Genomic DNA, 24,810 nt, shown 5'->3' with positions numbered 1-24,810 from the left:
GTCCGCGTCAAACGGAAAACCGTATCGCAGCGACCGATTTTTTATACCGATCCGCACAATCATCAGTTGTAAGGGCCGTTGAGCTCAGGCCGCTTGGCTGTCGGATTGCTGACGGCTCCACAGCTGGGCATATCGCCCCTCATGCCCCAGCAACTCATCATGCGTGCCCTGCTCGATGATCTCACCTCGCTCAAGCACAACAATCCGGTCTGCTTCGGCAATTGTGCTAAGACGATGAGCGATAGTGATCACAGTCCGGCCCTCACCTGCACGTGCCAGAGCGTCTTTGATGTCTTGCTCGGTTTCCGTATCCAAGGCCGAGGTCGCCTCGTCGAGCAACAAGATCGGCGGGTTTTTCAGAAGCGTTCTGGCGATACCAACGCGTTGTTTTTCACCACCTGATAATTTCAAGCCACGTTCGCCGACCTTGGTGTCATACCCTTCAGGCAGACTGACGATGAAATCGTGAATCTGAGCGGCTTTAGCGGCGGCCTCAACATCCTGCTGGGTCGCCCCTTCGCGCCCATAGGCGATGTTGTAGCGGATCGTATCATTGAACAGAACCGTATCCTGCGGAACCACCCCGATCGAGGCATGCAGGCTCGATTGGCTGACATCGCGCACGTCCTGTCCGTCGATCTTCAATGCGCCGCCTGTTACGTCATAGAACCGGAACAGCAGCCGCCCAATGGTGGATTTACCTGAACCTGTCGCCCCGACAATCGCCACGGTCTGCCCGGCAGGCACCGTCAGCGACACACCCTTCAGGATTTCGCGATCCGCTTCATATCCGAAATGCACGTTTTCAAGCGTGACCTCTCCACCATCTACCTTGAGGTTTGGCGCACAAGGTTTGTCTGTCACTTCTGCCGGTTGTTCGAGCAGATCGAACATCTGCCCCATATCCACCAGTGACTGCCGGATCTCGCGGTAAACCGTGCCCAGAAAGTTCAGCGGAACCGTAATCTGGATCATGTATGCGTTGACCATCACGAAGTCGCCCACAGTCAATGATCCTTTTTGCACGCCTATGGCGGCCAGAACCATCACTCCAATCAGACCACAAGTGATCAGGAACGATTGGCCGAAATTCAGGAATGCCAGCGAATAAGCCGTCTTCAGCGCAGCCTGGGCATAGCCTTTCATCGAGACGTCATAGCGTTCTGCTTCGCGCATCTCGGCATTGAAATATTTAACCGTTTCAAAGTTTAGAAGGCTGTCGATGGCGCGCTGATTGGCTTCGGTATCCTGATCATTCATCTCGCGCCGCAACTTCACGCGCCATTCAGTCACCGCAAATGTGAACCAAATATAAAGCGCGATCGTCACCGCGACGACGACCAGATACCAGACGTCAAACAGCCACAGCAGTATGACCGACACCAGAAGCAGTTCCAGGATCAGTGGCCCAATCGAGAAGAGCAGAAAACGTAAAAGGAATTCAACGCCCTTCACCCCGCGCTCGATAATTCTGCTCAGACCACCCGTGCGCCGCGTCACGTGATAACGCATCGAAAGCTGGTGAATATGCTGAAACGTCTCAAGCGCCAACGCCCGCAACGCCCGTTGACCAACTGGGGCAAACAACGCATCCCGCAATTGCTGGAACCCGACGGTCATCATGCGGGCAACCCCATAGGCAACCGTCAAACCAATCGCACCCAGCGCAATCGGTGGCACGCCCTCACCCGCCAGTCCATCCACTGCGCCTTTATACAGAATCGGTGTATAAACAGCGATCAGCTTGGCCAGCACCAGCATCGCCATCGCCCAAACCACACGGCGTTTGACCCATGGCTCATCTTCAGGCCAAAGATAGGGCGCTACCTTGCGGATCGTGCGCCAGCCTGAACGTTGCTCGTCCGGCTCGGATTGAATCGCGGATGGTTGCCTCATCACGTACCTTAACTGCGGTCAGAGATAGCCCTGGCCCGGTGTTGGGCCAGTGGTCTTTTTTACTCAGGGATAGTGAAAATCTGCCCTGGATAGATCAAATCAGGATCACGGATCGAGTCCTTGTTGGCCTCAAACAGCTTAACGTACAACACACCATCTCCGAACCTGTCCCGAGAAATCGCCCAAAGTGTATCGCCCTTTTGAACCGTGACGAAGCGGATCGCAGGAGTTTCTGCTGGGGTTTCACCCGCCTCGGTTGTTTCGGCTGCACGCAGAGCCTCGACGGGCTCGCGTTTGAACGGAGTCTCAAGCCGACTGACAACTGTCCCATCCGGAGCAACCTCATCCACACGTAGGGTGTAAACGCCGGGATCTATACCCTCGACCTCACCACGCCACTGTCCATCCGTTGCAGGCTCAAGGTCAGCAACAAGTTTGTTGTCCAGATACAGGCGCACTGCAGATCCGTCCTGAGCGCGCCCTGTCAACTCCACATCGCCAACGTCTGAATACCCGATCGTGTCCAATGCGATCTGTTCCGGCGGTGTGTCCAGCACGGTGGGCGGTTGCACGAGTTCAACACCTTCTTCGCCCGAGCGCAGGATCGCGACTTGTTGATCAGGCACGTCAACTGTTTCGGACTGTGTTTCAGTCGCGGGCGCAGCCTGGTCTACGGGCGGCGAAACGGTGCCAGCAACCTCGGGTTCATTTTCTTCGGTCTCGGCTTCGTCGGTTGCTTGCTGATCGTTTGTTTCGGTGACCACGGTCTGCGCCTCAGCAACTTCTTTGACCGGCTCATCGGCAGAAGGGTCTGACTCGACCGGAGGGACCGGTTCAGGCAGCGCCGCGATCAGATAGTCATCTGACCGGCTGGTACTTTCTCCACTCCGGGTTTCAAGAACCAGCCCGCGAGCGTCGTCTGCAAATGGGATCGATACGAATTCAGCGAACTGGCCGCTTGCGTCGACAGTAAAGCGATGAATAATTTCACCGTCGAGCAGAACGTTGACCTCAGCCCCTGGTTCGGCGCTACCGGACAACAATCCGTTTCCATCGGATTCGACAAAAATCTGATCCAGCACCGGCGCCGCCAGAACCGGGGTTTCCGGCTCTTCTCTCTCTTGCACCCGCTCTTCTTCGATTACAGCGGCTTGCTCGGTGCTCTCGACGGGCGTAGCAGGCGCAGGTTCGCTAGCTTCTGTCGTCTGTTCATCCGGCTGGATATCTGCAGGTTCCTCGGCTTCCTGCTTGGCTGTTACGTCCGGTTCGGATGTTTCAACTGCTTCTGGCTCGGCCAGTTCCTGAGGTCGGTCAAACAGACCTGACAGATATAATCCGCCCGCAACGAGCACCACAACGATCCCGGCGACCAGACCCCATATGAAGGTACCAGAACCTCCGCTTCCCGATTTGGCGTTCATTCTTATCCTTTCACTCCGCCCGGTACTTGGCCAATTTGGCACACATTCCCAGGAGCGGTTGAGCCAACCTATCAATCCCGCTATCACGGGTCAAAACCCCTAACACAAGAGCAGAGAGCCCAACCCATGTCTCAGAAATCGGTCTGTGTGTATTGCGGGTCACGCAATGGAGTGAATCCCGCCTACTCCGCCGCCGCCCAAAACTTTGGGACCATACTGGCCAAAGAAGGCTGGCGGCTAGTCTATGGAGCCGGAGATGTGGGTCTGATGGGCGAAGTAGCCCGTGCAGCACAAGCGTCTGATGGTGATACTTTTGGAGTGATCCCTGTCCACTTGTTGCAACGCGAAGTTGGTAAAACTGACCTAACCCGCTTTGTCGTGACCGAAACGATGCACGAACGCAAGAAGGTCATGATCATGAATGCCGATGCCGTTGTCGTCTTGCCTGGCGGACCTGGTTCATTGGACGAGTTGTTCGAAGCCCTCACATGGCGGCAGTTGGGTCTGCATGACAAACCCATTCTGGTGATGAATGTAGATGGCTACTGGGACGCGCTGCATACATTGCTGGAGCAACTTATTGGTCAAGGCTTTGCCGACGCTTCACTGGCAGAGTTCATTACCTGGGTCACCACGCCTGAGGCAGCGATGTCCGAACTTCGCAGACTGCTGAACTGAAAAGACGGTAATCGGGCGGTTTGAACCGCCCGCAGATCACCTCTCTTCAGGCAGGTTTGGCCAATCGATTCCTGAGTATCTGTTCAACCTTGTGCAACGGATGGTTGGTCAGCGTCTTATCAACTTCCGCTACCACTTTAGCGAGCACTTTGCTGTGCAATCTGCGGCGCAGCAGACCCAAAACATGCGGACTGGCCACTAACACCAGGCGTTTGTATGCACCCTTCATGCCCTTACGATTCAGTAGATTTGCCACATCCTGCACGAACAAAGACTTGGCGTGAGCCCTCCATGTGTCCTCTTCCACGGCGGATTTCTGGTTGGGGCCGATATCAGACCTGCGCCCAGCCCGATCCGTCGGCTTTGCTGTTACGCTGTCTTGTTCCTCAACTGAAACGACAACCAGATTGGGATCTTGCGCGTCGGTGATATTTTCCATCACCAGAGCCTTCTCCCCGTCTGCGATGATGACCCATGTTCCCTGCTCAAGTGCTGCCATAATGGTCTCCTTCAAAGGTTAAGGTGCCGATCCCTCGCCCAGCGGCCATGATTTCAGCTTCCCGCGAATGAAGACACCCACGCGCAACAGCCTTGTTTTTCAATTGTTTGGCGGTTCTCTCCCTCCGCCTGTCTTAGCTAGGCACTGGGAGGCGTAGTACAATACGCGCTCAGATTAATTCGAATTTATGAGCGGGAAATTACCGGCGAACTAACTCGCGGCGAAAGGGTCATGAAATTAGCGGAGACAGCCGATCAGCACTTTTGGCGCCATGTTTTGCGAAAATTCAACGTCTGCATTGCGGATAAAGCTGACATTCCGGACTACTGTATGTGGTCGTCTTTTTCCTACAAAAGACTGCCTGAGCGAACCTATTGATCGTTCGCCGTGCAGAAGAAAGCCGTAGCAGAACTCGCTTTTTTGGCGTGCGGTCTGTACGTAAGTAGTAGCAGCGGCTCCCAACGTTTATCGGGAGCCGTGTTTACTTAATAGGAGGGTCTTTGGAAAATCAGGCGTGTCCACCACCGATCAAACCGATACCCGAAGTCAGACCGAACCAAGCTTTGACCCGCAGACCAACCGCCTTGATGATGCCCATTGCCTGGATCCCGTGTGCGACAAGTGTTCCTTCCATTTCACCTTCAAAATTGGTGGTGTAAGATTGGACGATGCAACCGCTACCTGGCACCAAAAGTTCGCGGTGTTCTGGGTGCACCAAATCGAGCTGCACTACGATCTGACCACGTTTCGCCTTTTCACTAGGCTCAATCAGGCGACCGCTAGGCGCTAGCTGACCGGAAGAAATCTGCTCCTGAATACGTACAATCCTTGCAGGGAGAACGGTATTGCGCATCGAGATGTTGAAGTTGCTTTCGCAAGCCACCTCTGCGGCCATACCTTCGTACAATTCAGTGCGAGAAACCTGCGAGAAACCGGCAACGATACGTCCTTTCTCTGCATCTTGCCGATCCGGTACAATCAGCATGGCGGGACTCATTGCGGCTTGCGCTGCGCGTGAACCAACATTCAGGGTAACTTGTTCAACTACACCATCGACAGAGCTGAGCGTCAGGGTCTTTGAGAGTTCCACCTGAGCCTGCTGTAACGATGCACGCGCCGATGCAAGTTGGGCGGGCAGAACAGCCGTTGCCTGAACTTGCGCCACACCAAGTTGCGTTTCAGCAGCCTCAACCTCAGCTTCCCGAGTGCTCAAAGTTGCTTGAGCGCGCTCCAGCTGGCTCACTTGAAATGCTGCAGAGCCCTTCGCTTGAAGTGCCTCGTGATCCATCAGCACCAGCTCAGCCTGTTCTCTAGCGGTAACTGCGGCATCCACAACGGCCTGCGCGGTCTGGACCTGCAACTCTGCTGCCAGTTTCGCGCTTTCTATCTCTTCAACTTTGCGCATCGCAAAATCTACAGCGGCTTGTTCCGACGCATTCTCGACTGCAAACAGCGGATCGCCCGGTTCGACACGATCGCCGCCCTTTACATAGATGTCTGTGACGGTTCCGCCGTTCTCGGCAACGACCGGAACAGTTCTGAATGGCACGAGGCCGGTGTAGGACTTGGGATAGTAGTAGAATACAGCAAAGAACACGATCAGGGCCAGGACGAACCACATGAAGAGCGCTCGGTGAACATTGTAGAGGGTGACCGGTAGCCCGCGCCATTTCAGATAAATCACGCGCAGGACAAACGGAAAAGATGTGACGAGAAGTTCAATCATTTTGCCAACTCCTCTTTCGATGGACGCCACCACAACATGAAGTCGCGAGCGATTGCGGTCAGGATTAAGGCACCTGGCAGTAGACTGCTGAAGTGGCTCAGGGCAGGCATCAGCTCATACGCCAAGGCGACAGTGAGCATTGTCGGAATAGTTGTGCGCAGCGGAGTGCCGATTGACTTGTGTTCGGTGTAACGTTCAAAGCGCGCATACAGATGTACGACCAGCAGGATCGCAAGGGCGAGAACGACCAAGCCTACCCATGCATAGGTGTCGGTTTGATTGGGCGCGACCCACCATCTGGGATCGCCGCCAGCGGCAAAGGCCGGAGTTGAAATGACGCCAATTAAGGGCGCCACAAGGAACGCGGGTGGTTTCATGTTTCAGGTCCTTTTGTTGCGCAGCCACGCTGAGCATGTAGATTTTCAGTGTTCGGAGAACGTCAATTCTCGGTGGGTTGTTGTTGTGCGGTTTCTGAGGGTTGTTCCGGCAGGGTGTAGGGAGGGTCCCAGCGACGCCCGTTCGGTGTTTTTTCACCAAGCTCCAAAGTGTGCAGACCTTGGATGTTTCCCCCGGACCACTCTTGTTTGACGGAGTTTTGGATTGCCTTCAGTACGCGGTAATATCTTGCGAAGTAGATCATGGTCGTTTCCTTTCTGATGACCCGGACCTAACCGTCATCGCACTTGCGATCCTGAGGGTTCTGGACATTTGTTATTGGCTTCTGGACAATTGCAGTAACTGCAGAGAGTTGCGTGCAAGTCAGGGGAGGACGCACAAATGCCACGCATCAGCGCTTACAGACTGCAAAACGTTGGGCTGCGTTATTCGCAAGAACCCGGAACACGCATTCCGTTTCCTGAGGTCTTGGAGATGGCTGGGGTGCCCATTGATATCGGCAACAGCCCCGATGCCACTGTCGAGTTGCTTCACGAGGCGGGTACAGTTGAAACTGCGTGCCGGGTTTTGAAAGACAAAACTTTCGCAGCGCGGGTTGGGCTTTCGGCGCAAGGTCCCGGAACACTTCTGGCATACATCGTGCGGGCAGCCGAAACGGTGAAAGACGCGCTAGCCTTGACGCAACGCTTTTATGCAATGCAGGATCCTGACTTGCGTCTTGACGTAGTGGGGGCGCCCGAAGAGCCAAAGATCACTCTGGAGAGCAGTGTTATCCCGGCGCATCAATACCCTCGCCACCGTGAGATGCTGATATTCGGTCTTTATAAGCGTGTTCAACAAATCACCTCTGGCGGGCTTGCCCCGATCTCTATTGAGTTGGAAACGGACGATGCCGAGCACTGCCGGCTGCTGGCCGATTTGGCAGGATGTGAAGTCTTAGGCTTCAAGTCCGGATACGCCTTGGCTCTGCCGTCAAACGGCATGAGTTTTCGGATACCTACGGCAGACTCCACATTGTTGGGGCATTTACGTATGCACGGGGAAGAGCAACTGAAGGCTCAGCCTGATGCAGTCCGCAGTCTGTCCGACCGCATTGTGGACATGCTCGGGGAGCGTCTTCCCGGACCGATACCAAACGGCGACGATATCGCCGGAGAGCTTGGACTGACGCGGCGCACTATGTCCCGGCACCTGTCGGCCGAGGGAACAAGCTTTAAGGTACTCTTGGAAGGGGTGTTGTGCGACCTGTCCAAGCGGATGCTTCGTAGTGGTGAGGGTGTTGCCCGTGTTGCCTTCATGCTTGGATTTGCGGATCAGGCCGCCTTTTCGGTGGCTTTCAAGCGCTGGACAGGTGAAACACCCGCGAGGTTCCGTAAAGCTGGCCGCTAAAGGGCTTAGTGACAGGGGACGGAAGATGTCCAAGATCCACAAAACCTTGTCCCGTCTCCAAAAGAAAGCGGGCCATCGGGTCACCTAGTTCAATGGCACACAGCAGCCGCGGTGGTTGCTGACCCAGAACAAGGAAAACCCTATGAAGACCTCGAAGAAGAAACTCTTTATTGCCCCGATCTCCGGCGCACTTCTAATCACCATGGCTGCCACGGCTCAGGCCGACTACGTCACCGACAAAGCGATCAAGGGCGCAGTTGTCGGCGCCACCATCGCCGGTATCGCAGGCGAAAGCATCGTAGGTGGTGCTGCCGCAGGTGCCGCAGTTGGCGCCGTGGGGGGTGCGATCCAGAAGGACAACTTCGAAGACGCGCAGGACGAAGCGCAAGAGCGCCGCGACGACTTCAAGGAAGAACACAAAGACTAGAACGACTAAAGCCAGACCGCCAACGAAACAGAAAAAGGAGAAACACAGCCGAACAAACCCGACCGGTTGGCATGCGCTGTTAGCATCCAGACGCAGTTTGACTGACCATCCCGCACAGAACTCGCACAGTTTCTGATAGGTTGCCATTCGGCTCGGAAAACGAGCCGGGTGGCAACTTTGTTTTGAACCCTCAAACGTCACACGTTTGCCGAAGCCGCGGGTCCGGACTTCGGTCGCCAATCTCAACCGCCGCTTTGTCCAAAACCCAAAAACAACCGTCCAGAACCCAAACGAACTGAAACCGGCACCAACCCAAATCCGGCTCATCTGAATGACATCGACGAGCTGGCAGCCGAGTTACTTCTGTTCACTGCCGCACTTTGCAACCCAATGCCAAAGGAAACGGCAATGAACTTATTCGCAAACTTCGACGCAGAGACCCTGGCACGCATCCAGTTTGCCTTTACTGTGTCGTTTCACATCATCTTCCCGGCCTTTTCTATCGGCTTAGCAAGCTTCTTGGCCGTTCTCAATGGCCTCTGGCTATGGCGCAAGGACAAGACTTACCTCAACCTTTTCAACTACTGGAAAAAGATCTTCGCAGTTGGTTTTGCGATGGGTGTCGTGTCCGGCATCGTGATGTCATACCAATTCGGTACGAACTGGAGCACATTCTCGGATATCGCAGGCCCTGTAATCGGGCCCTTGATGGCTTACGAGGTCATGACAGCCTTTTTCCTGGAGGCAGGCTTTCTCGGCATTATGCTTTTCGGTCGCGAACGCGTCGGTCCGAGCTTGCACATGATGGCCACTGCAATGGTCGCTCTTGGTACTCTGATTTCGGCTACGTGGATCTTGTCGGTCAATTCTTGGATGCAAACCCCGGCTGGGTTCGACATCAACGAGCTGGGGCAGTTCATTCCCGTTGATTGGTGGTCGATTGTCTTCAACCCATCCTTCCCCTACCGCCTGACCCACATGGTCCTTGCTGCCTATCTCACAACCGCCTTCGTGGTGGCTGGGGTTGCGGCATGGCACTTGCTGCGCCGCAATCGCACGACCGAGGTCACCCGAATGTTCTCGATGGCAATGTGGATGGCCGTTCTAGTCACGCCTCTGCAGATCGTTTCCGGCGACCTCCATGGCTTGAACACGCTGGAGCATCAGCCGCAGAAAGTGATGGCGATGGAAGGTCACTTCGACAGCCATCCCGAAGGGGCACCACTGATCCTGTTTGGCATTCCAAACGAGGATGAAAAGCGCGTGGACTATGCCATCGCAATTCCGAAACTATCATCGCTGATCTTGAAACATGACCTTAACGCCCCGCTTGATGGGCTGGACACTATCCCCGACGACGAGGTGCCCCCTGTCGCGATCGTGTTCTACAGCTTCCGCATCATGCTCGCTATCGGCTTTGCCATGCTGGTCGTCGGCCTGTGGTCGCTTGTTCAACGGGTACGGGGTCGCCTCAACGAAGATCGCTGGTTGCACCGGACATCCGTTCTATTGGCGCCCAGTGGGTTTGTAGCGGTACTGGCCGGTTGGATTACCACCGAAGTGGGGCGCCAGCCGTACACGGTATACGGGCTGATGCGGACGTCAGATTCCCTTTCACAAGTGGATGCACCTACTGTTGCCGCGTCTTTGGTAGCCTTCATCGTAGTGTATTTCACTGTGTTCGGAGCGGGCACGTTCTACATGCTGCGCCTCATGGGGAAACCACCTGTCGAAGGTTTCCAGCAACGTCACAAACCCCTTGAAATCTCTATTTTGGCGGAGGCAGCGTAATGCTTGAACTCTCGACAATTTGGGCGGGCATAATTGCTTTTGCCGTTCTGACCTATGTGATCCTGGACGGGTTCGATCTAGGAATTGGGATCCTCTTTCCATTCGCAAAAACCGACAAAGATCGCGATGTCATGATGAACTCGGTCACTCCAGTATGGGATGGGAACGAGACCTGGCTGGTCATGGGCGGCGGAGGTTTGTTCGCTGTTTTTCCGCTGGCTTATTCCGTGGTGATGCCCGCGATCTATTTGCCCGTTATCATCATGCTTCTTGCGCTTGTTTTCCGCGGTGTCGCCTTCGAATACCGGTGGCGAACGGTGCGTGGGCGCTGGCTGTGGGATGTCGCGTTTCACGGTGGTTCAACCGTGGCTGCCTTCTGCCAAGGCATCACGCTTGGCGCGCTGGTCCAGGGCATCCCGGTCGAAGATCGGCTCTACGCAGGTGCACAGTGGGATTGGCTGACGCCGTTCTCTGTCCTAACGGGCGTGGCCTTGGTGATCGGGTACGCCTTGCTGGGCGCGACCTGGCTCAATATGAAAACAACGGGCGGAATACAGCACCAGATGCGTTCCTATGCACGTCCACTGATGCTCATGACGCTCGGGTTGATTGGCCTCGTCAGTCTTTTGACCCCGCTCCAAGATCCGATCTATCTGATCAGATGGCTTTCTTGGCCCGGTGTCGTTTTCTCTGTGTGTGTGCCGGCTGTTGTTGCTCTCATTGCTTGGATGCTTCATCGCGGCCTGAAGACACAGCGCGACTATCAGCCCTTCTTCTGCGCCATTGCATTGTTCGTCGCTTGCTTCATTGGCATTGGGATCAGTTTCTACCCCTATATGCTACCCCCAAGCCTAACGATTGCCGAAGCCGCAGCGCCGGACAGCAGCTTGGCCTTTGCTCTGATCGGAGCCGTCATTCTGCTGCCTGTGATCCTGGCCTACACCGCCTACACGTACTGGGTTTTCCGCGGAAAGATCGATCCAGAGGAGAGCTACCATTGAAACTGCTAAAGCAAGTTTTCTGGTTCAGCGCAATCTGGTTCGGCAGCGTCTTGTGCCTAACCACTGTCGCTTACGTAATCAGGATGTTCATCACTTGAAATGGCAAGGATACCAATGTTCGCGCGTCGGCATGTCTAGATCACGCAAATATTAGTCCAAGCGCCGAAAGAAACTCCGTTCCGGCCTACCAAATTCCCAAGAACAAGCGGCTGGCTGGGTCGTCTCTAACTTAACAATTCAAGGGGGCTGTGATGCTTTCTAATCCAAAACAAATGTCTGTGCAGTGGGATCAGATTGATCCGGCTCTGCCCACTCCGCCTAAGCCAAAAAACCGGAGCGACAAACGCTCGTCTGGCAAGTTGCCAAAATTGTTCACCGGGCACCTTGCCGCAGGGCTTGCGACCTTTGTTCTATTGCCCTTCACCTCGGCCCTAGCAGGGGCGGTCACGAAAGATCTCTCTCCAATTGTGGACATGTTGCTAGTCCTGCTCTCTGCATTTGTTGTTTTTGCTTTCACAGCCGCAATAGTTTTGAAAGGGTCAACACTGCGGGCTGTCCTCGGGCGAGGATTGGCCTCTCTCGGTACAGCGCTCATCATTTCGCCCGTGGGGCTCTCGGTCCTGTTCGCATTATACCTGCAAGACTGGTTATCGATCGTAGTAGACACGTCTATCGAGCAGGCGGGAAAAACAGCGATATCCCTGTTTGGCGGTATCTTCGTTGCCAATGCCCTCGCAATGGGATTGGCGTTTGGATGTTTGTCCTTGCTACTTGGAATCAGGCTAATGCAAAATCGTCCAAAACCACTCGTTTCACCTTAGGCGAGTGAACTTCCGCTTTGGACTTTAATCGGTCATTGAAACTAAATAGAAAAGCGGACTTCATGCCAGTCCTGAATATTCAAATAAAATACAAAAAGGCCTACTCACTTTCGCAAGCAGGCCTCTAAGAAGGTCACTCTCCGATCAACCGATCACATCCGCGAGGCGACGTTTTCCCAGTTCACCAGGTTGTCGAGGAAGTTCGACAGATACGCCGGACGCTTGTTGCGGAAGTCGATGTAATAGGAATGCTCCCATACGTCACAACCCAGCAGTGCGGTCTGACCAAAGCACAGCGGGTTCACGCCGTTCTCGGTCTTTGTGACAGCCAGCGAGCCGTCGGAATTCTTGACCAGCCACGCCCAGCCCGAACCGAACTGACCAGCACCGGCAGCGCTGAACTGTGACTTGAATCCGTCAACCGAACCGAAGCTTTCGGTCAGAGCCTTCTCCAGCTCGCCGGGCATGGCGTTGCCGCCTGGGCCCATCATCTCCCAGAATTGGTTGTGATTCCACAGCTGGCTGATGTTGTTGAAAATACCGTTCTGCGCGACGGCGTTTGCGTCGTAGGTGCCAACGATGATCTCTTCCAGCGACTTGCCGTCCCACTCGGTGCCGGCGATCAGCTTGTTGCCGTTGTCGACATAGGCCTTGTGGTGCAGGTCGTGGTGATATTCCAGCGTTTCCGCGGACATACCCTTGGCTGCCAGCGCGTCATGTGCATAAGGAAGATCAGGAAGTTCAAAAGCCATGTCGGCCCCCTGTTGAAAATGAATGTTGCGGTTCCAAAGGTTAAATGCTTTGACAGCCGCCGCAGGTCAAGGCCCGCGACACAAAAACCCGGAGGTCCGCGATGCTGACACAGGCGCGCAAAATGTTCTATCGCGCCCGCGGATACTATGCGGGCAACCTGAACGGTGAGCGCTTTCGTCTAGACCCCTACCACTCGAAATTCTGGCGCAAGGCATCAGCCGGGGAGTGGGAACCCGAGACATTTTCAGTGCTGGACCAATATCTGTCGCCCACGCAGGATTATCTCGATATTGGTGCGTGGATCGGCCCCACGGTCCTCTATGCGGCGCGGCGCGCTCGCCATGTATGGTGTTTTGAGCCTGACCCAGTGGCTTACCGCCACTTGGTCTGGAATCTAGAGTTGAACAACATCCGCAATGTATCAGCCTTCAGCATCGCCTTGTCTGATGGGTTTGGGGTGACTCGAATGGCATCAGCGCACGGAGAGGCAGGTGATTCCACCTCGTCATTGCTCCACGACGGAAGCCATGGCACTGACGCACTCACTGTCGGTTGGGATCAATTTTCTGAATCCGTAGACCTGACTAATGTTTCTTTGGTCAAAATGGATATTGAAGGCGCCGAATTTTCGGTTCTGCCCTCTCTGCTTCCCTGGCTGGAAAAAGAAAGCCCATCGCTGTTGCTCTCAACGCATGCACCTTATCTTAGCGCAGATAACCGTGGCGCAGCCATGAACAAACTATCAGAAGACCTGGCCTTCTATCCCCATTGCCACGACCCACTTACTGGCGAAACCGGCAAATCAGCCCTCACCAGCCAACGGGCACTCACCCAGTTCCCGACCTTCCTGTTCAGCGCGAACTCCTGACGCTGAGAAAAGGTGATCCGCCCTTCATCTAGCCTAAAGTATCCTGGGGGTGAGGCCGCAGGTCGAGGGGGCAAAGCCCCCTCACCCATATATCATCAGGCGATCAGGGATTAATAAACCCCAACCTCACTGCCCGGCTGCGCTGCAATCTTGAACAGTTTGAAAACATAGTCCGCCGCCGAGCGGAAACAGACAATGCGGAAGGTCTCGGCGTCGTCCATCCAGAAGGCACCGGCCACCTGCGCCAAACGCGATCGGCGGATCTGGCCGGGTTGGAATGCTTCAGCCGACAGCTCGACCGGGGCCAGTTTGCCAAGAACCTCGCGCGCATTGGAGCCCGACACCCGTATCACTGCACGGGCATCGGAAACGTTGACCGCCAGCGCGTGCGTGGCGCTCAGCGCGTTGGTCATCGCAGCGAGTTTGGCCTCGACCTCAGCATAAGGCACCAACACCAGCAACTCGTCGGTGGACATCCAACAAACACCGGTGTCGCCGTCGACAAGTGCTTCACGTTGGCCAGGCACCTTCTGCCCGGTAGCATCCTTTACAGCCTTAGCCAGCACCTTGTCGGACAAATCACCGCGTAGTGTGATCATGCCCTGCAGACCGCATTCCTCAACCTTGGCGATGCCATCATAAGAGGCGTGGTTCAGTGCGCTGATGGGTTCAGACATTCTGCTTCTCCCCGTCCTTGTCATAGAAGATCGGGTCCACGATCTTGGCTTTGTAAGTTTTGCCATCGGTGCCCGGGAACTCGACCACTTCGCCCATACGATCGGGGCCGTGTTTGATCAGGCCCATGGCGATGCCTTTGCCCAGATTGGCCGAGTAGTAGGTCGAGGTTACGCGCCCGATCATGTTGCGCTGGCCATTGGCATTCACGCCCTCGCCCACCGCATAGGCACCGTCTGGCAACACCGATCCATCCACAGTCTCAAGACCAACCAGTTTCCAGCGCTCGGGATCGGCCATATGGGTCCGCGAATGGGCACGTTTGCCGAGGTAGTCCTCTTTCTTCTTCGACAGCGCCCAGTGCAGCCCCAGATCCTGCGGGATCACGGTGCCGTCAGTCTCGTCGCCGATCATGATAAAGCCCTTCTCGGCCCGCAGGATGTGCAGACATTCGGTGCCGTAAGGCATCACGCCGAACTCCTGCCCAGCCTCGATCAGAGCGTCCCAGAACGCCTGCCCCTGAGAGGCGGGAACCGCGATCTCATAGGACAGCTCGCCAGAGAACGAGATGCGGTAGGCCCGCGCGTCGAACTCTCCGATCTTGCCATCGCGCCACTCCATGAACGGCAGCGCCTCTTTCGATAGATCCATGCCACCCAGCTTTTCCAGCACCTTGCGAGCGTTGGGGCCGACAACGGCGACCTGAGCATATTGCTCGGTCACGTTGGCGACATAGACTTTCCAGTCCCACCACTCGGTCTGAAGCCACTCTTCCATGTGACCATGGATACGCTCAGCCCCGCCGGTGGTTGTGTGGCATAGCCATGTATCCTCGTCGATCCGTGCAACAACGCCGTCATCGATCAGGAAACCATTTTCCGAACACATCAAGCCATATCGGCATTTGCCAACCTTCAGCGTGGACATCATGTTGGTGTACATCATGTCCAGGAACTTACCTGCGTCGGGGCCTTTGACGATCAGCTTGCCCAGCGTTGAGGCATCCAGCAGACCGAGATTTTCGCGGGTGTTCTTCACCTCACGATTCACCGCGTCATGCACGGACTCACCGGGACGCACATAAGCATACGTCCGACGCCAATGACCGACCGGTTCCCAATCAGCGCCATTTTTGTCATGCCAATTGTGCATCGGCGTCTGCCGGATCGGTTGGAACACGTCACCGCGCGCTTCGCCACCAATCGCACCCATCGAAATGGGCGTATACGGCGGGCGGAAAGTAGTGGTTCCCACTTTCGGGATCTCGGATTCAAGCGCATCAGCCAAGATCGCCAAACCATTGATGTTACTCAGCTTACCCTGATCCGTCGCCATACCCAGGGTGGTATACCGCTTGGTGTGTTCAACACTCTCGTAGCCTTCGCGGGCTGCTAGCTGCACATCAGAGACTTTGACGTCATTCTGAAAGTCCAGCCATGACTTCATGCGCAGCTGAATCTCTGCGTTGGCAGGCATGAGCCAGACGGCTTCCATCGCAGCTTCTTCGGTGGTTTCACCGACAGGGGTCTTGGTGTTCTTGGGTTTGAAACCCGCTGCTTTGGCGGCTGCTTTACCTGCCGCATGTGCATCAGTCAGAACCTCGGCCAATGCCAGCGGTCCGTTCGACGCCCCAGCTGCAACGACGAACCCTTCACCATTGGCGCCCAGAGGCGGACGCGCCGGGTCGGGACGGAAATGGGCCTGGGCCTCATCCCAGATCAGCTTGCCACCACAGTGCGACCACATGTGAACAACTGGAGACCAGCCGCCCGACATCGCAACCGCATCACACTCAACCTCTTCGCGCGCGCCGCCGATGCCGTTCTGGTTGCAAAGTTCGACCTTTTTCACGCGCTTGCCGCCTTTGACCTTTGCAATCGCCTTGCCCGGATCAACACGGATGCCCAGCTGTCGCGCCTCTTCTGCCAACGGACCTGCGGTATCGCGCGCATCGACCACGCGCAGAACATCCGCACCTGCCTGCTTCAGAATTATCGCCGTCCGATAAGCATCGTCATTGTTCGTCGCAACGATGACCCGCTCACCCGGTGTCACACCCCAGTTTACCAAATAGTCGCGCATTGCTGCGGCCAGCATCACACCTGGTACGTCATTCCCAGCGAAGGAAAGCGGTCGTTCGATTGCCCCGGTCGCCGTAACCACCTGATTGGCGCGGATCCGCCACAAACGGTGACGCGGACCTTGGGTGCCGGGTTTATGGTCGGTCAGACGTTCGTATCCCAACACATAGCCGTGATCATAGACCCCTGCCCCCATGCAACGGTTGCGCATGGTGACATTGTCCATTGTTTCGAGTTCGGAAACTAATTGTTCCACGAACTTATCCACAGGCTCACCGCCGACAGTTCCACCATCAACCGGGGCGCGACCACCCCAATGGGCTGTCTGCTCGATCAGCAACACCTTGGCACCCGACTGCGCAGCCGTTTTGGCCGCTTGCAGACCTGCAATACCACCACCAATCACCAGAACATCGGTGAAAGCATAGAAGTGTTCATAGGTGTCCGCGTCCTTGGTTTCCTTATCCGGCGCTTTGCCCAGACCCGCCGACTGACGAATGAATGGTTCATACACATGTTTCCAGAACGGCTTCGGGTGGATGAACATCTTGTAATAGAAACCGGCCGGCAAGAACCGCGACAGATGCGTGTTGATTGCACCAATGTCGAACTCAAGATTCGGCCAGTGGTTCTGTGACACCGAGGTCAGACCATTGAACAGTTCGGTCGTGGTCGCGCGCTGGTTCGGTTCGAACCGGCTGCCCTGCCCCAACCCGACCAGAGCGTTAGGCTCTTCCGCGCCGCTGGCAACGACGCCGCGCGGACGGTGATACTTGAACGACCGGCCCATCATCATCTGGTCATTTGCCAGCAGAGCCGAGGCAAGCGTGTCGCCTTCGTAACCCTGCATCGAGGTGCCATTGAAGGAAAAGTTGACCGGTTTCGACCGGTCGATCAGCCGGCCTTGTTTTGCGAGACGGGTGCTCATAGTGCGGACCTTTCGCGGGTGGAGGCATCAGAGCCTCCGGCGGGAGTATTTTTGAAAAGGTGAAGCATCAGGAGAACTCTCTCCATGTCCATCCAGGACGTTTTGCGGTGATGGCGTCCTTGATTTCTTTTGGCGGCTTGGTGGTCTGGGCGGAATAGGTCCCGAACACTTCAAGCGTTTGCGTGCAGCGGGCCGCGTGGAACCACTTGCCGCAACCGTTCGCATGGCGCCAGCGCTCGAAATGAACACCCTTGGGGTTTTCACGCATGAACAGGTAGTCATGAAACTCGTCATCAGACGAACCAGGGCCAAAGCGCTTAAGATGCGCCTCGCCACCAGCAGCCAGTTCAGTTTCTTCGGCATCGACGCCGCAATAGGGGCAATTCAGGATCAGCATGTTGTTACATCACTCTCAGACATGTCAGGTCGCTTCCGAAGCCGCATCGGCAGTTAGCGGCACAAAATTATTGAAGTGAAACATAGCCTCTATGGGGATTTTGAGGCTGCCCGGTTTAATTGCAACAATATCCCCTGCCAACTTGAAGGCAGTCAGACCGGCTGCATTCAAAATTGACACAATTTCACGTTCTTCTTCTTTGTTACCGCTGTTGCTTTCTACGATCGCAAGTTTGACGCCAAGGCCGGACAGATCGACACTTTTTAGGACCGGAATTTCGTGACCTTCGACGTCAATGACCAGCAAATCTGCGCCGCCGCCACCTAAATCCAAGAGAATATTATCAAGCCGACGCGCCACTACATTGGTCTCGGCCACAGCCGAATGGGGCAGCGCGTCTTTCAGACGCCGATTGGCCATTTCAATGGATGAGATCATGCGCTTTTTGTCCAAGGACGCGCAACCACGCAACCAGTCCGGTCCCTCATGACGAAGGTCTTCGTTAAGATGATAGAGGGTAAACGTTCCCTCTGTCTCTGAAACCGCCGCATTGATCAACGTCAGGTTAGGATTATTGCCATGTCGTGCTTTGAGATCCGAGAAATACAGCGGATGAGGTTCGATCAGGATCCCGCTCCAATGGTCTTTGGACCAATATGCCGAAATAGGGTCAGCGAGCTGTCCGTCATTTGCACCCACCTGAACGACCTGCACCTGATCCGATTGTGCGTCAAAACAGGCCAAAACAAACCTCTGCAATGCCAGTTTGGTCTTGCGGGGTTTGTTTGGAATTGCTGTCGGCAAAGACTGGATTTCCATCAGTGCGCCACCCCGGCGGCGACGCTTTCGTCGATGAAGCGGCCCTCTTTGAAGCGGTCGAGCGAGAAGGCTTCAGTCAGCGATGAGTGGCCGGTCGCCATCAGCTGTGCCATGCCCCAGCCGGATCCCGGGATCGCCTTGAAGCCTCCGGTGCCCCAGCCACCGTTAATAAAGCAGCCCTGCAACGGCGTCTTCGACAGGATTGGAGACCGATCGCCGGTCATGTCGACGATACCGCCCCACTGGCGCAGCATCTTGAGGCGAGAGATCATCGGGAAGGTCTCGACCAGCGCGCGGACGGTTTCCTCAATGTGGTGGAACGAACCGCGTTGGGTGAAGTTGTTATAGGCGTCTGTACCGCCACCGATCACCATCTCGCCCTTGTCGGACTGAGACATATAACCATGCACCGTGTTGGCCATGACGACCACATCCATGCAGGGTTTGATTGGCTCGGACACCAGCGCTTGCAGGGCAACGGCCTCAAGCGGCAGACGGAATCCCGCCATCTCGGCCAACTGGCCAGAATGGCCCGCAACTACGATGCCCAGTTTATCACAATCAATGGCACCCTTGGTGGTGTCGACACCGACAACGCGGCCATTTTCCTGGCGCACTCCCGTAACTTCGCACTGCTGGATGATGTCCATACCCATTGCGGAACATGCACGTGCATAGCCCCACGCCACGGCATCATGGCGCGCGGTGCCGCCACGCTCCTGCCAGAGCCCTCCCAGAACCGGATAGCGCGGGCCTTCCAGATTGATGATCGGCACCAGCTCTTTCACGCGCTCGGGTCCAATCCACTCGGTCTGAACACCCTGCAGCGCATTCGCATGCGCGGTGCGCTGATAGCCGCGAATCTCGTGCTGAGTCTGCGCCAGCATGATCACGCCGCGCGGGCTGAACATGATGTTGTAGTTCAACTCCTGGCTAAGATCCTCGTACAAGCCGCGCGCCTTTTCATAGATCGCCGCCGAAGGATCCTGCAGATAGTTCGAACGGATAATGGTCGTGTTCCGACCCGTGTTGCCACCGCCCAGCCAGCCCTTCTCGATCACCGCAACATTCTGAATGCCGTAGTTCTTCCCGAGATAGTAAGCAGTTGCCAGACCATGCCCACCTGCACCGACGATGATAGCGTCATAGCGCTTTTTCGGTTCAGGAGAACGCCAGGCGCGTTCCCACCCGGTATGGTAGCGCAGCGCTTCGCGCGCCACAGCAAAGGCTGAGTAGTGTTTCATGAGCGAATCCGTTCGGTCTTCGATGATTGGCGCAGATATGCCGTGCATTGACATATTAGCCCTGCCGCACAACGTCGCAATAATGCACTATTGCGACATGACCGCCCCTAGCGGCCATTTGTCCCTTTTTTCCATGCGCAGACAGGTCTAAGTCAGGGCAACCATTTTGGAGGGACCATGTCGTTTTGGGTTCTCATCTTCCTAATTGCACTGCTCATCGCCGTTTTTTTGGGTTACACCATGCTGCGCGGTCGTCGCGGCACTGGCCCTACCGCCGCCTATGACCTGCGGGTCTATCGCGAGCAGCTGACAAGCGTTGATCGAGACTTGGCGCGCGGGGTAATCGCAAAAGCCGATGCCGAACGCGTGCGCACGGAAATCGCTCGCCGAATCTTGGCGACTGATGCGCAGATGCGCGGCGAGGCTGAAAGTACAGGACCATCACCAACAGTCACCGTCGTGGCCTTCGTCGTCATGGCGGCCATGCTGATTGGTGGAGCGCTGGCAATGTATCGCCAACTGGGTGCGGCCGGATTTCCAGATATGCCACTTTCGGCGCGGATGGAAATGGCAGAAGAACTGCGCGAGAACCGGCCAGGCCAGGCAGAAGCCGAGGAATTGGCAACGCCGGTGCAAGCACCGCCACTGGACGAAAGTTACGAAAACCTTCTGAATCGATTGCGCGAAACAGTGGCCGTACGACCGGATGATCTGCAAGGGCAAACTCTGTTAGCGCAGCATGAGACCAATGCCGGAAACTTTAAAGCAGGTTATGAGGCGCAGACGCGTGTAATCGAGCTGTCGGGTGAAAACGCACCGGCACAAGCTTACTCCGATCAGGCCGAGATGATGATTCTGGCCGCTGGTGGTTATGTCTCTCCCGAAGCGGAGGAGGCATTGCGATACGCGCTCGAGCGAAATCCAAGATTGGGTCCTGCGCGATATTATTGGGGACAAATGCTGGCGCAGACCGGACGACCAGATATGGCCTATCGGGTTTGGGTGGACACATTGCGCGACGCACCTGCAGGTGCGCCTTGGGCAGACGCCATTCGTGCCCAGATCGACGATTTGGCGTTTCGCGCCGGGGTATTCAACGCGCCGGATCTGTCTGCAACGCCAGCGGCACCAGGTCCCAGCCAGGAAGATATGGACGCTGCCGCCGAGCTATCGCCCGAAGAACGTCAGGACATGATACGAGGAATGGTGGATCGGCTTTCTGAACGGCTGGCCAGCGAAGGTGGATCGCCCGAGGAATGGGCGCGACTGATCGCAGCCTTAGGCGTATTGGGCGAAGCGGCGCAGGCGATAAAAATTCGTGACGAGGCTGTTGCAGTTTTCGCGGGTAACGATCAGGCGTTGCAAATGATCGACGCTGCATCAGTTCAGGCTGGTATCGCACAATGATCCACGATGCCTTCGAGGAATTCGCCGCCGCCCTTTCACCGATGTCGGCCCTCATGGGTCTGGATTTGGGCGAGAAAACCATTGGGGTTGCGGTGTCCGACCGAATGCGTGGCGTTGCGACTCCGCTTGAAACCGTTCGTCGTAAGAAATTCACGCTGGATTCCGCGCGTTTGATCGAGATCGTGACCGACCGCGAGATTGGCGGTATTGTCTTAGGGCTGCCCCGCAACATGGACGGCAGCGAGGGACCAAGATGTCAGTCCACGCGTGCATTTGCCCGTAATCTGGCACGTTTAACCGAGCTGCCCATCGGGTTCTGGGACGAACGGCTTAGCACGGTTGCGGCAGAAAAAGCACTGTTGGAGGCGGATACGACACGAAAACGTCGCGGACAGGTTATCGATCACGTCGCCGCCGGCTATATCCTGCAAGGGGCGCTGGACAGACTGCGCTTTCTTTGACGGATCGGATATCGCCAATGACGAATATGGTTTGGAAACGGGACGAGGTCGAAAGCCCTTGCATCCAGATCTGCGTCGTTCACCCGACCGAGCGTATCTGCACTGGTTGCTATCGTACAATTGACGAGATCTCGCGCTGGTCCAAAATGAATAGCAGCGAACGGGCCGAGATTATGCAAGACCTTCCCGAACGCAAACCGCGTCTGGCCAGGCGTCGTGGCGGGCGTGCCGCACGTTTGGGCAATTCATAAAGCTATATGTCAGAATTTAGCTTTCTGAGTTGGTGGTAATTCTTGGAGCACATTTCGGTCTAGTAATTCTGCGCTGAACAATTCGACCAATTCAGCCCGATTTGCCGCTTGTTTCAAGTTTTTGCGCGCTTCGTCTGGGACGCTGCTGACTCGAGGTCGATCCGACCTTTCCCAAATCAAAATTCGGTTCAAAACTGAGCGGAGTTTCATCTTAGGGCCAGATCAAAAAAATAGCCGCGCCGCTGTGGTTCAGACCCGAACTCTGAGGGGGTAGAAGAGCCCGGAGACCGAAGGTCGAGTGAGTGGCAGCCCACAGCGGCGCGAAACAGTTTTCACCCTTCCCTCGCAACGTGTGAAAGATAAAACGCACACTTTAATTTTTTGACCAGCCAGTCAATAAAAACGTACTCGATAGCCTGCATTCCGTAACGTCACCTTGAAAAAGATCAATTTGGCGCCGGTCAAGGCATTGTTTCCAATAGCTATTACTTGAGCAAGCTTACCCTGCCGCAAGCCAGGTTTTCGCATTTTCGAACTCTTCTGCAGGAAAATACTGTGTCCGGGTCCCCAATACGTGACTGGCCATGCGTTGCGCCATCTTTTGCCAGCTCTTATCGCCAACAATCGCTGCACGGTCCAACATACCGATATGACCAGCGGCCAACCGAAAATGCGCCGCCATCGCAGTAAGCCCTTGCCAGCCATCAAATTCGCGCAGGTCGATCAGGAGACGAAATCCGTCGCGCTCACGTAACATTGCATCCAGGTCGGATTGCGCCTGACCGTATTCTTCAGAATCAAGCTTGCCCATCAGACTAATCTGAACACACGACCCACCAAGATCGGTCACATGGATCGCCCCGAGAGACTCACGCATCCAGCGGCGCGCCTCTTCCACTTCATCCATCCCAAAAACCTGCACAGGGCACGGAAGTATGGGGGCGGCCAATCGGATACTTGTCTGAACCCAACCTTGATCGGCGACAACCCCGATCCGATCAAAACCACGCCAATGACTGAGCCCCAGCTTGGTATCGGACCATGCCGCGCCGAGGTCGTATCCTTTGAACTCGGGAGTTGCAATCGCCAGCAGGCGAACCGAATCGTGATCCTCAAGCGCCGCCTCGATTGCGGGCACCAATGTGGCGGCGTAATCCGCGCTTGTCACCTCGCCTGAAAGCTCCACTTCGATCAGTGCACCATCAGAGTTTGTATGAACTGTAATCATCTAAATCATCCTCCAAAGCCAAATAATGGCAGGAGGTTACGGAGTTTCCAGCCATTGTGCCACACCGCCCGGCAACTCGGGACGGAAATAGGCGATCATCCGTCCATCAGGCCCGGCATTCGCATTAGCGCCCCATGGGGCAACACCATGCAGACAGTGACGATGCAACAGATAGGCCTCACCCGGCCGTGCAGGCAGTTCAATCCGCCGACAGTTTTGAAACACCTCCAATCGGGCAGCCTGATAGGTATCCGTGATATCAGTGTTGGCCAATTCGCCCGAAGAGACATCTTTCAGCGCGTTGCGGAACGCTGCGCCAAGTATTTTATGGCTACCATCCCAAACCACCATGGGTGAGGCATCACAAGACGCTTCTGTCAGCGGAATGCCCAATATCCAGGCATGCGGTTCATCCACGTGCCGTCGCCGGTCTGGTCCCGATGGCTTCAATCCATCCACATGCGCAGCATCGCGATTGGCGCGATATCGTGCGGCGGCTTCACTTTCACCCCGGCGGGGCTGAGGATACCCAGGATAAATGACCGATACCTGCGCCTTATGCAGGTCGATCACCCCGAATTGTCGATACGCAAATTCTATTGCCGTGCCGGACAACGCAGGCGACCCTTCCACCCTGCCCTGCGCGTCGTTTTCCAGCGCGTCCACACCGATGAACCAAGTCCCCTCGCAATCATGCCAGATAGAATGTAGCGGATCGTCGATCGCCTTGCGGGCCGCAGGCAAAACCTGCGCCACCCACTGGGCGAGTGCTGCATCATGAGAAAACCTGACCCAACCGCGATTGTAAAAGGCGTCTACCATCCCAGTGCCTTGCGCAGCATATTCAACGCCACGAGCGTAAGGAACACCGCAAATACGCGTCTAAGCGGTTTCGGGTCCATCGCATGAGCAAGCTTTACGCCCCATGGCGCAGTGATCATGGTCATGGCCACAACGATACTGAAAGCCACAAGATTGACCGCTCCAATGGTCAGAGGCGGGCGATGCTCAGGTGCGATGTTAAGAAACAGAAAGCCCAGCACCGATGGCACTGCGATGATCACGCCAAATCCAGCGGCGGTCGCAACTGCGCGATGGATCGGGGTGTTGTAGAGGCTCATGAGCGGGACACCAAAGCTGCCCCCGCCGATCCCCATTAAAACCGATAGAAATCCGACCGAGGGGGACAAGGCGGCACGGCGCATACCTTTGGGCATCGCGTCCCCCAGTCTCCATTCGGATTTACCCAGTCCCAGATAGGCTCCGATGACCATGCCAAGAATACCGAATAGCGCCTGCAATAACTCTGTTCTCAGCGCCGAAGCCACCAGAACGCCGATAACCGCACCAGCTGCAATACCCGGCCCCCAACTGCGCAAAATATCCCAATCAACCGCACCTTTTTTGTTGTGGCTCAGCACCGAACGGACGGAGGTCACTATTATAGTCGCCAGCGAAGTTGCCAGACACAATTGCATCAACTGTGGGCCGCCATATCCAAGTGTTTGAAACGCATAGAAGAAAGCAGGCACAAGCACGATACCGCCCCCAACGCCCAACAACCCGGCCAAAACCCCTGCGAAGGCGCCAATTACAAGCAATAGCCCCAGCATCTGGGCTAGCAACATCGTATCCGGCATCATCCCTCCAAAT

At 55.8% G+C, this 24,810-nt stretch carries 24 protein-coding genes; 9 read left to right on the top strand and 15 right to left on the bottom strand.

Going from position 1 to position 24,810, the window contains the following annotated elements; genetic code table 11:
* Positions 1 to 84: 84 nt before the first annotated feature.
* Positions 85 to 1,896: an ABCB family ABC transporter ATP-binding protein/permease gene (locus tag ACR0MQ_RS06035; RefSeq protein ID WP_170540708.1), complete on the bottom strand. Its 1,812-nt coding sequence runs from the start codon at positions 1,894 to 1,896 to the stop codon at positions 85 to 87.
* A gap of 59 nt (positions 1,897 to 1,955) precedes the next feature.
* Positions 1,956 to 3,317, bottom strand: coding sequence for a LysM peptidoglycan-binding domain-containing protein (locus ACR0MQ_RS06030; protein WP_170773122.1), 1,362 nt, complete (start codon positions 3,315 to 3,317; stop codon positions 1,956 to 1,958).
* 126 nt (positions 3,318 to 3,443) lie between these two features.
* Here ACR0MQ_RS06030 and ACR0MQ_RS06025 point away from each other — a divergent pair, with 126 nt between their 5' ends.
* On the top strand, positions 3,444 to 3,995 hold the full coding sequence (locus tag ACR0MQ_RS06025) for a TIGR00730 family Rossman fold protein (RefSeq protein ID WP_170773121.1): 552 nt from the start codon (positions 3,444 to 3,446) through the stop codon (positions 3,993 to 3,995).
* A 46-nt stretch (positions 3,996 to 4,041) separates the two neighbouring features.
* On the opposite strand, the gene ACR0MQ_RS06020 is transcribed toward ACR0MQ_RS06025, so the two are convergent.
* The 4 genes from ACR0MQ_RS06020 to ACR0MQ_RS06005 all read right to left on the bottom strand — a co-directional run bounded on the left by ACR0MQ_RS06020 (position 4,042) and on the right by ACR0MQ_RS06005 (position 6,860).
* Positions 4,042 to 4,494 (bottom strand): host attachment family protein, encoded by a 453-nt coding sequence (locus ACR0MQ_RS06020; RefSeq protein ID WP_170773119.1) that lies wholly within the window; start codon positions 4,492 to 4,494, stop codon positions 4,042 to 4,044.
* 508 nt (positions 4,495 to 5,002) lie between these two features.
* On the bottom strand, positions 5,003 to 6,220 hold the full coding sequence (locus ACR0MQ_RS06015) for an HlyD family secretion protein (protein WP_480606654.1): 1,218 nt from the start codon (positions 6,218 to 6,220) through the stop codon (positions 5,003 to 5,005).
* A complete protein-coding gene (locus tag ACR0MQ_RS06010; protein WP_170772830.1) occupies positions 6,217 to 6,597 on the bottom strand; it encodes a hypothetical protein in 381 nt (126 codons plus the stop codon). Before ACR0MQ_RS06010 ends, ACR0MQ_RS06015 begins: the two co-directional genes overlap by 4 nt.
* Before the next feature lie 62 nt (positions 6,598 to 6,659).
* Complete coding sequence (locus ACR0MQ_RS06005) at positions 6,660 to 6,860, bottom strand: hypothetical protein (protein WP_480606651.1); 201 nt, start codon at positions 6,858 to 6,860, stop codon at positions 6,660 to 6,662.
* A gap of 137 nt (positions 6,861 to 6,997) precedes the next feature.
* Here ACR0MQ_RS06005 and ACR0MQ_RS06000 point away from each other — a divergent pair, with 137 nt between their 5' ends.
* From ACR0MQ_RS06000 to cydB, 4 genes are all read left to right on the top strand, one after another.
* A complete protein-coding gene (locus ACR0MQ_RS06000; RefSeq protein ID WP_170773113.1) occupies positions 6,998 to 8,005 on the top strand; it encodes an AraC family transcriptional regulator in 1,008 nt (335 codons plus the stop codon).
* A gap of 142 nt (positions 8,006 to 8,147) precedes the next feature.
* Complete coding sequence (locus tag ACR0MQ_RS05995) at positions 8,148 to 8,432, top strand: hypothetical protein (protein WP_480606648.1); 285 nt, start codon at positions 8,148 to 8,150, stop codon at positions 8,430 to 8,432.
* Positions 8,433 to 8,840: 408 nt separating this feature from the next.
* Positions 8,841 to 10,223, top strand: coding sequence for a cytochrome ubiquinol oxidase subunit I (locus ACR0MQ_RS05990; protein ID WP_480606645.1), 1,383 nt, complete (start codon positions 8,841 to 8,843; stop codon positions 10,221 to 10,223).
* Entirely contained in the window at positions 10,223 to 11,224 is a 1,002-nt protein-coding gene (gene cydB, locus ACR0MQ_RS05985; RefSeq protein WP_480606642.1) for a cytochrome d ubiquinol oxidase subunit II, read from the top strand. The genes ACR0MQ_RS05990 and cydB overlap by 1 nt, the downstream gene beginning before the upstream one ends.
* Positions 11,225 to 12,197: 973 nt before the next feature.
* Here the strand turns inward: cydB and ACR0MQ_RS05980 are convergent.
* Positions 12,198 to 12,797 (bottom strand): superoxide dismutase, encoded by a 600-nt coding sequence (locus ACR0MQ_RS05980; RefSeq protein ID WP_170472351.1) that lies wholly within the window; start codon positions 12,795 to 12,797, stop codon positions 12,198 to 12,200.
* 101 nt (positions 12,798 to 12,898) lie between these two features.
* Here ACR0MQ_RS05980 and ACR0MQ_RS05975 point away from each other — a divergent pair, with 101 nt between their 5' ends.
* Positions 12,899 to 13,666 (top strand): FkbM family methyltransferase, encoded by a 768-nt coding sequence (locus ACR0MQ_RS05975; RefSeq protein WP_480606639.1) that lies wholly within the window; start codon positions 12,899 to 12,901, stop codon positions 13,664 to 13,666.
* Between the two features lie 110 nt (positions 13,667 to 13,776).
* Here the strand turns inward: ACR0MQ_RS05975 and ACR0MQ_RS05970 are convergent, their stop codons facing one another.
* The 5 genes from ACR0MQ_RS05970 to ACR0MQ_RS05950 form a co-directional block, all read right to left on the bottom strand.
* Entirely contained in the window at positions 13,777 to 14,343 is a 567-nt protein-coding gene (locus ACR0MQ_RS05970; protein ID WP_480606636.1) for a sarcosine oxidase subunit gamma, read from the bottom strand.
* Positions 14,336 to 17,350, bottom strand: coding sequence for a sarcosine oxidase subunit alpha family protein (locus ACR0MQ_RS05965; RefSeq protein ID WP_480606633.1), 3,015 nt, complete (start codon positions 17,348 to 17,350; stop codon positions 14,336 to 14,338). The genes ACR0MQ_RS05970 and ACR0MQ_RS05965 overlap by 8 nt, the downstream gene beginning before the upstream one ends.
* 67 nt (positions 17,351 to 17,417) lie before the next feature.
* Positions 17,418 to 17,747 (bottom strand): sarcosine oxidase subunit delta, encoded by a 330-nt coding sequence (locus ACR0MQ_RS05960; protein ID WP_480606629.1) that lies wholly within the window; start codon positions 17,745 to 17,747, stop codon positions 17,418 to 17,420.
* Positions 17,748 to 17,771: 24 nt separating this feature from the next.
* The gene (locus tag ACR0MQ_RS05955; RefSeq protein ID WP_480606626.1) at positions 17,772 to 18,446 is read right to left on the bottom strand and encodes an FkbM family methyltransferase; all 675 of its coding nucleotides are present in this window, start codon (positions 18,444 to 18,446) and stop codon (positions 17,772 to 17,774) included.
* A 119-nt stretch (positions 18,447 to 18,565) separates the two neighbouring features.
* Positions 18,566 to 19,810: a sarcosine oxidase subunit beta family protein gene (locus ACR0MQ_RS05950; RefSeq protein ID WP_010442020.1), complete on the bottom strand. Its 1,245-nt coding sequence runs from the start codon at positions 19,808 to 19,810 to the stop codon at positions 18,566 to 18,568.
* Between the two features lie 177 nt (positions 19,811 to 19,987).
* Here ACR0MQ_RS05950 and ccmI point away from each other — a divergent pair, with 177 nt between their 5' ends.
* Genes ccmI through ACR0MQ_RS05935 form a run of 3 tightly spaced genes read left to right on the top strand, consistent with a single transcriptional unit; the run spans position 19,988 to position 21,929 of the window.
* Positions 19,988 to 21,217, top strand: a complete 1,230-nt coding sequence (gene ccmI / locus ACR0MQ_RS05945; protein ID WP_480606623.1) for a c-type cytochrome biogenesis protein CcmI — start codon at positions 19,988 to 19,990, stop codon at positions 21,215 to 21,217.
* Complete coding sequence (ruvX, locus tag ACR0MQ_RS05940) at positions 21,214 to 21,678, top strand: Holliday junction resolvase RuvX (RefSeq protein ID WP_170540741.1); 465 nt, start codon at positions 21,214 to 21,216, stop codon at positions 21,676 to 21,678. Before ccmI ends, ruvX begins: the two co-directional genes overlap by 4 nt.
* A 17-nt stretch (positions 21,679 to 21,695) precedes the next feature.
* Positions 21,696 to 21,929 (top strand): DUF1289 domain-containing protein, encoded by a 234-nt coding sequence (locus ACR0MQ_RS05935; protein ID WP_010442017.1) that lies wholly within the window; start codon positions 21,696 to 21,698, stop codon positions 21,927 to 21,929.
* Between the two features lie 499 nt (positions 21,930 to 22,428).
* On the opposite strand, the gene ACR0MQ_RS05930 is transcribed toward ACR0MQ_RS05935, so the two are convergent.
* Genes ACR0MQ_RS05930 through ACR0MQ_RS05920 form a run of 3 tightly spaced genes read right to left on the bottom strand, consistent with a single transcriptional unit; the run spans position 22,429 to position 24,797 of the window.
* The gene (locus ACR0MQ_RS05930) at positions 22,429 to 23,157 is read right to left on the bottom strand and encodes a SpoIIAA family protein (protein ID WP_170540747.1); all 729 of its coding nucleotides are present in this window, start codon (positions 23,155 to 23,157) and stop codon (positions 22,429 to 22,431) included.
* A gap of 36 nt (positions 23,158 to 23,193) precedes the next feature.
* Complete coding sequence (locus ACR0MQ_RS05925) at positions 23,194 to 23,979, bottom strand: hypothetical protein (RefSeq protein WP_170776980.1); 786 nt, start codon at positions 23,977 to 23,979, stop codon at positions 23,194 to 23,196.
* A complete protein-coding gene (locus ACR0MQ_RS05920) occupies positions 23,973 to 24,797 on the bottom strand; it encodes a sulfite exporter TauE/SafE family protein (RefSeq protein WP_170773095.1) in 825 nt (274 codons plus the stop codon). The genes ACR0MQ_RS05925 and ACR0MQ_RS05920 overlap by 7 nt, the downstream gene beginning before the upstream one ends.
* Positions 24,798 to 24,810 lie beyond the last annotated feature (13 nt).

The organism is Ruegeria sp. AN6, from assembly GCF_056540425.1.
The sequence above is the reverse complement of the archived record's forward strand: the minus strand, read 5'-3'. Positions and strand labels throughout refer to the sequence as shown.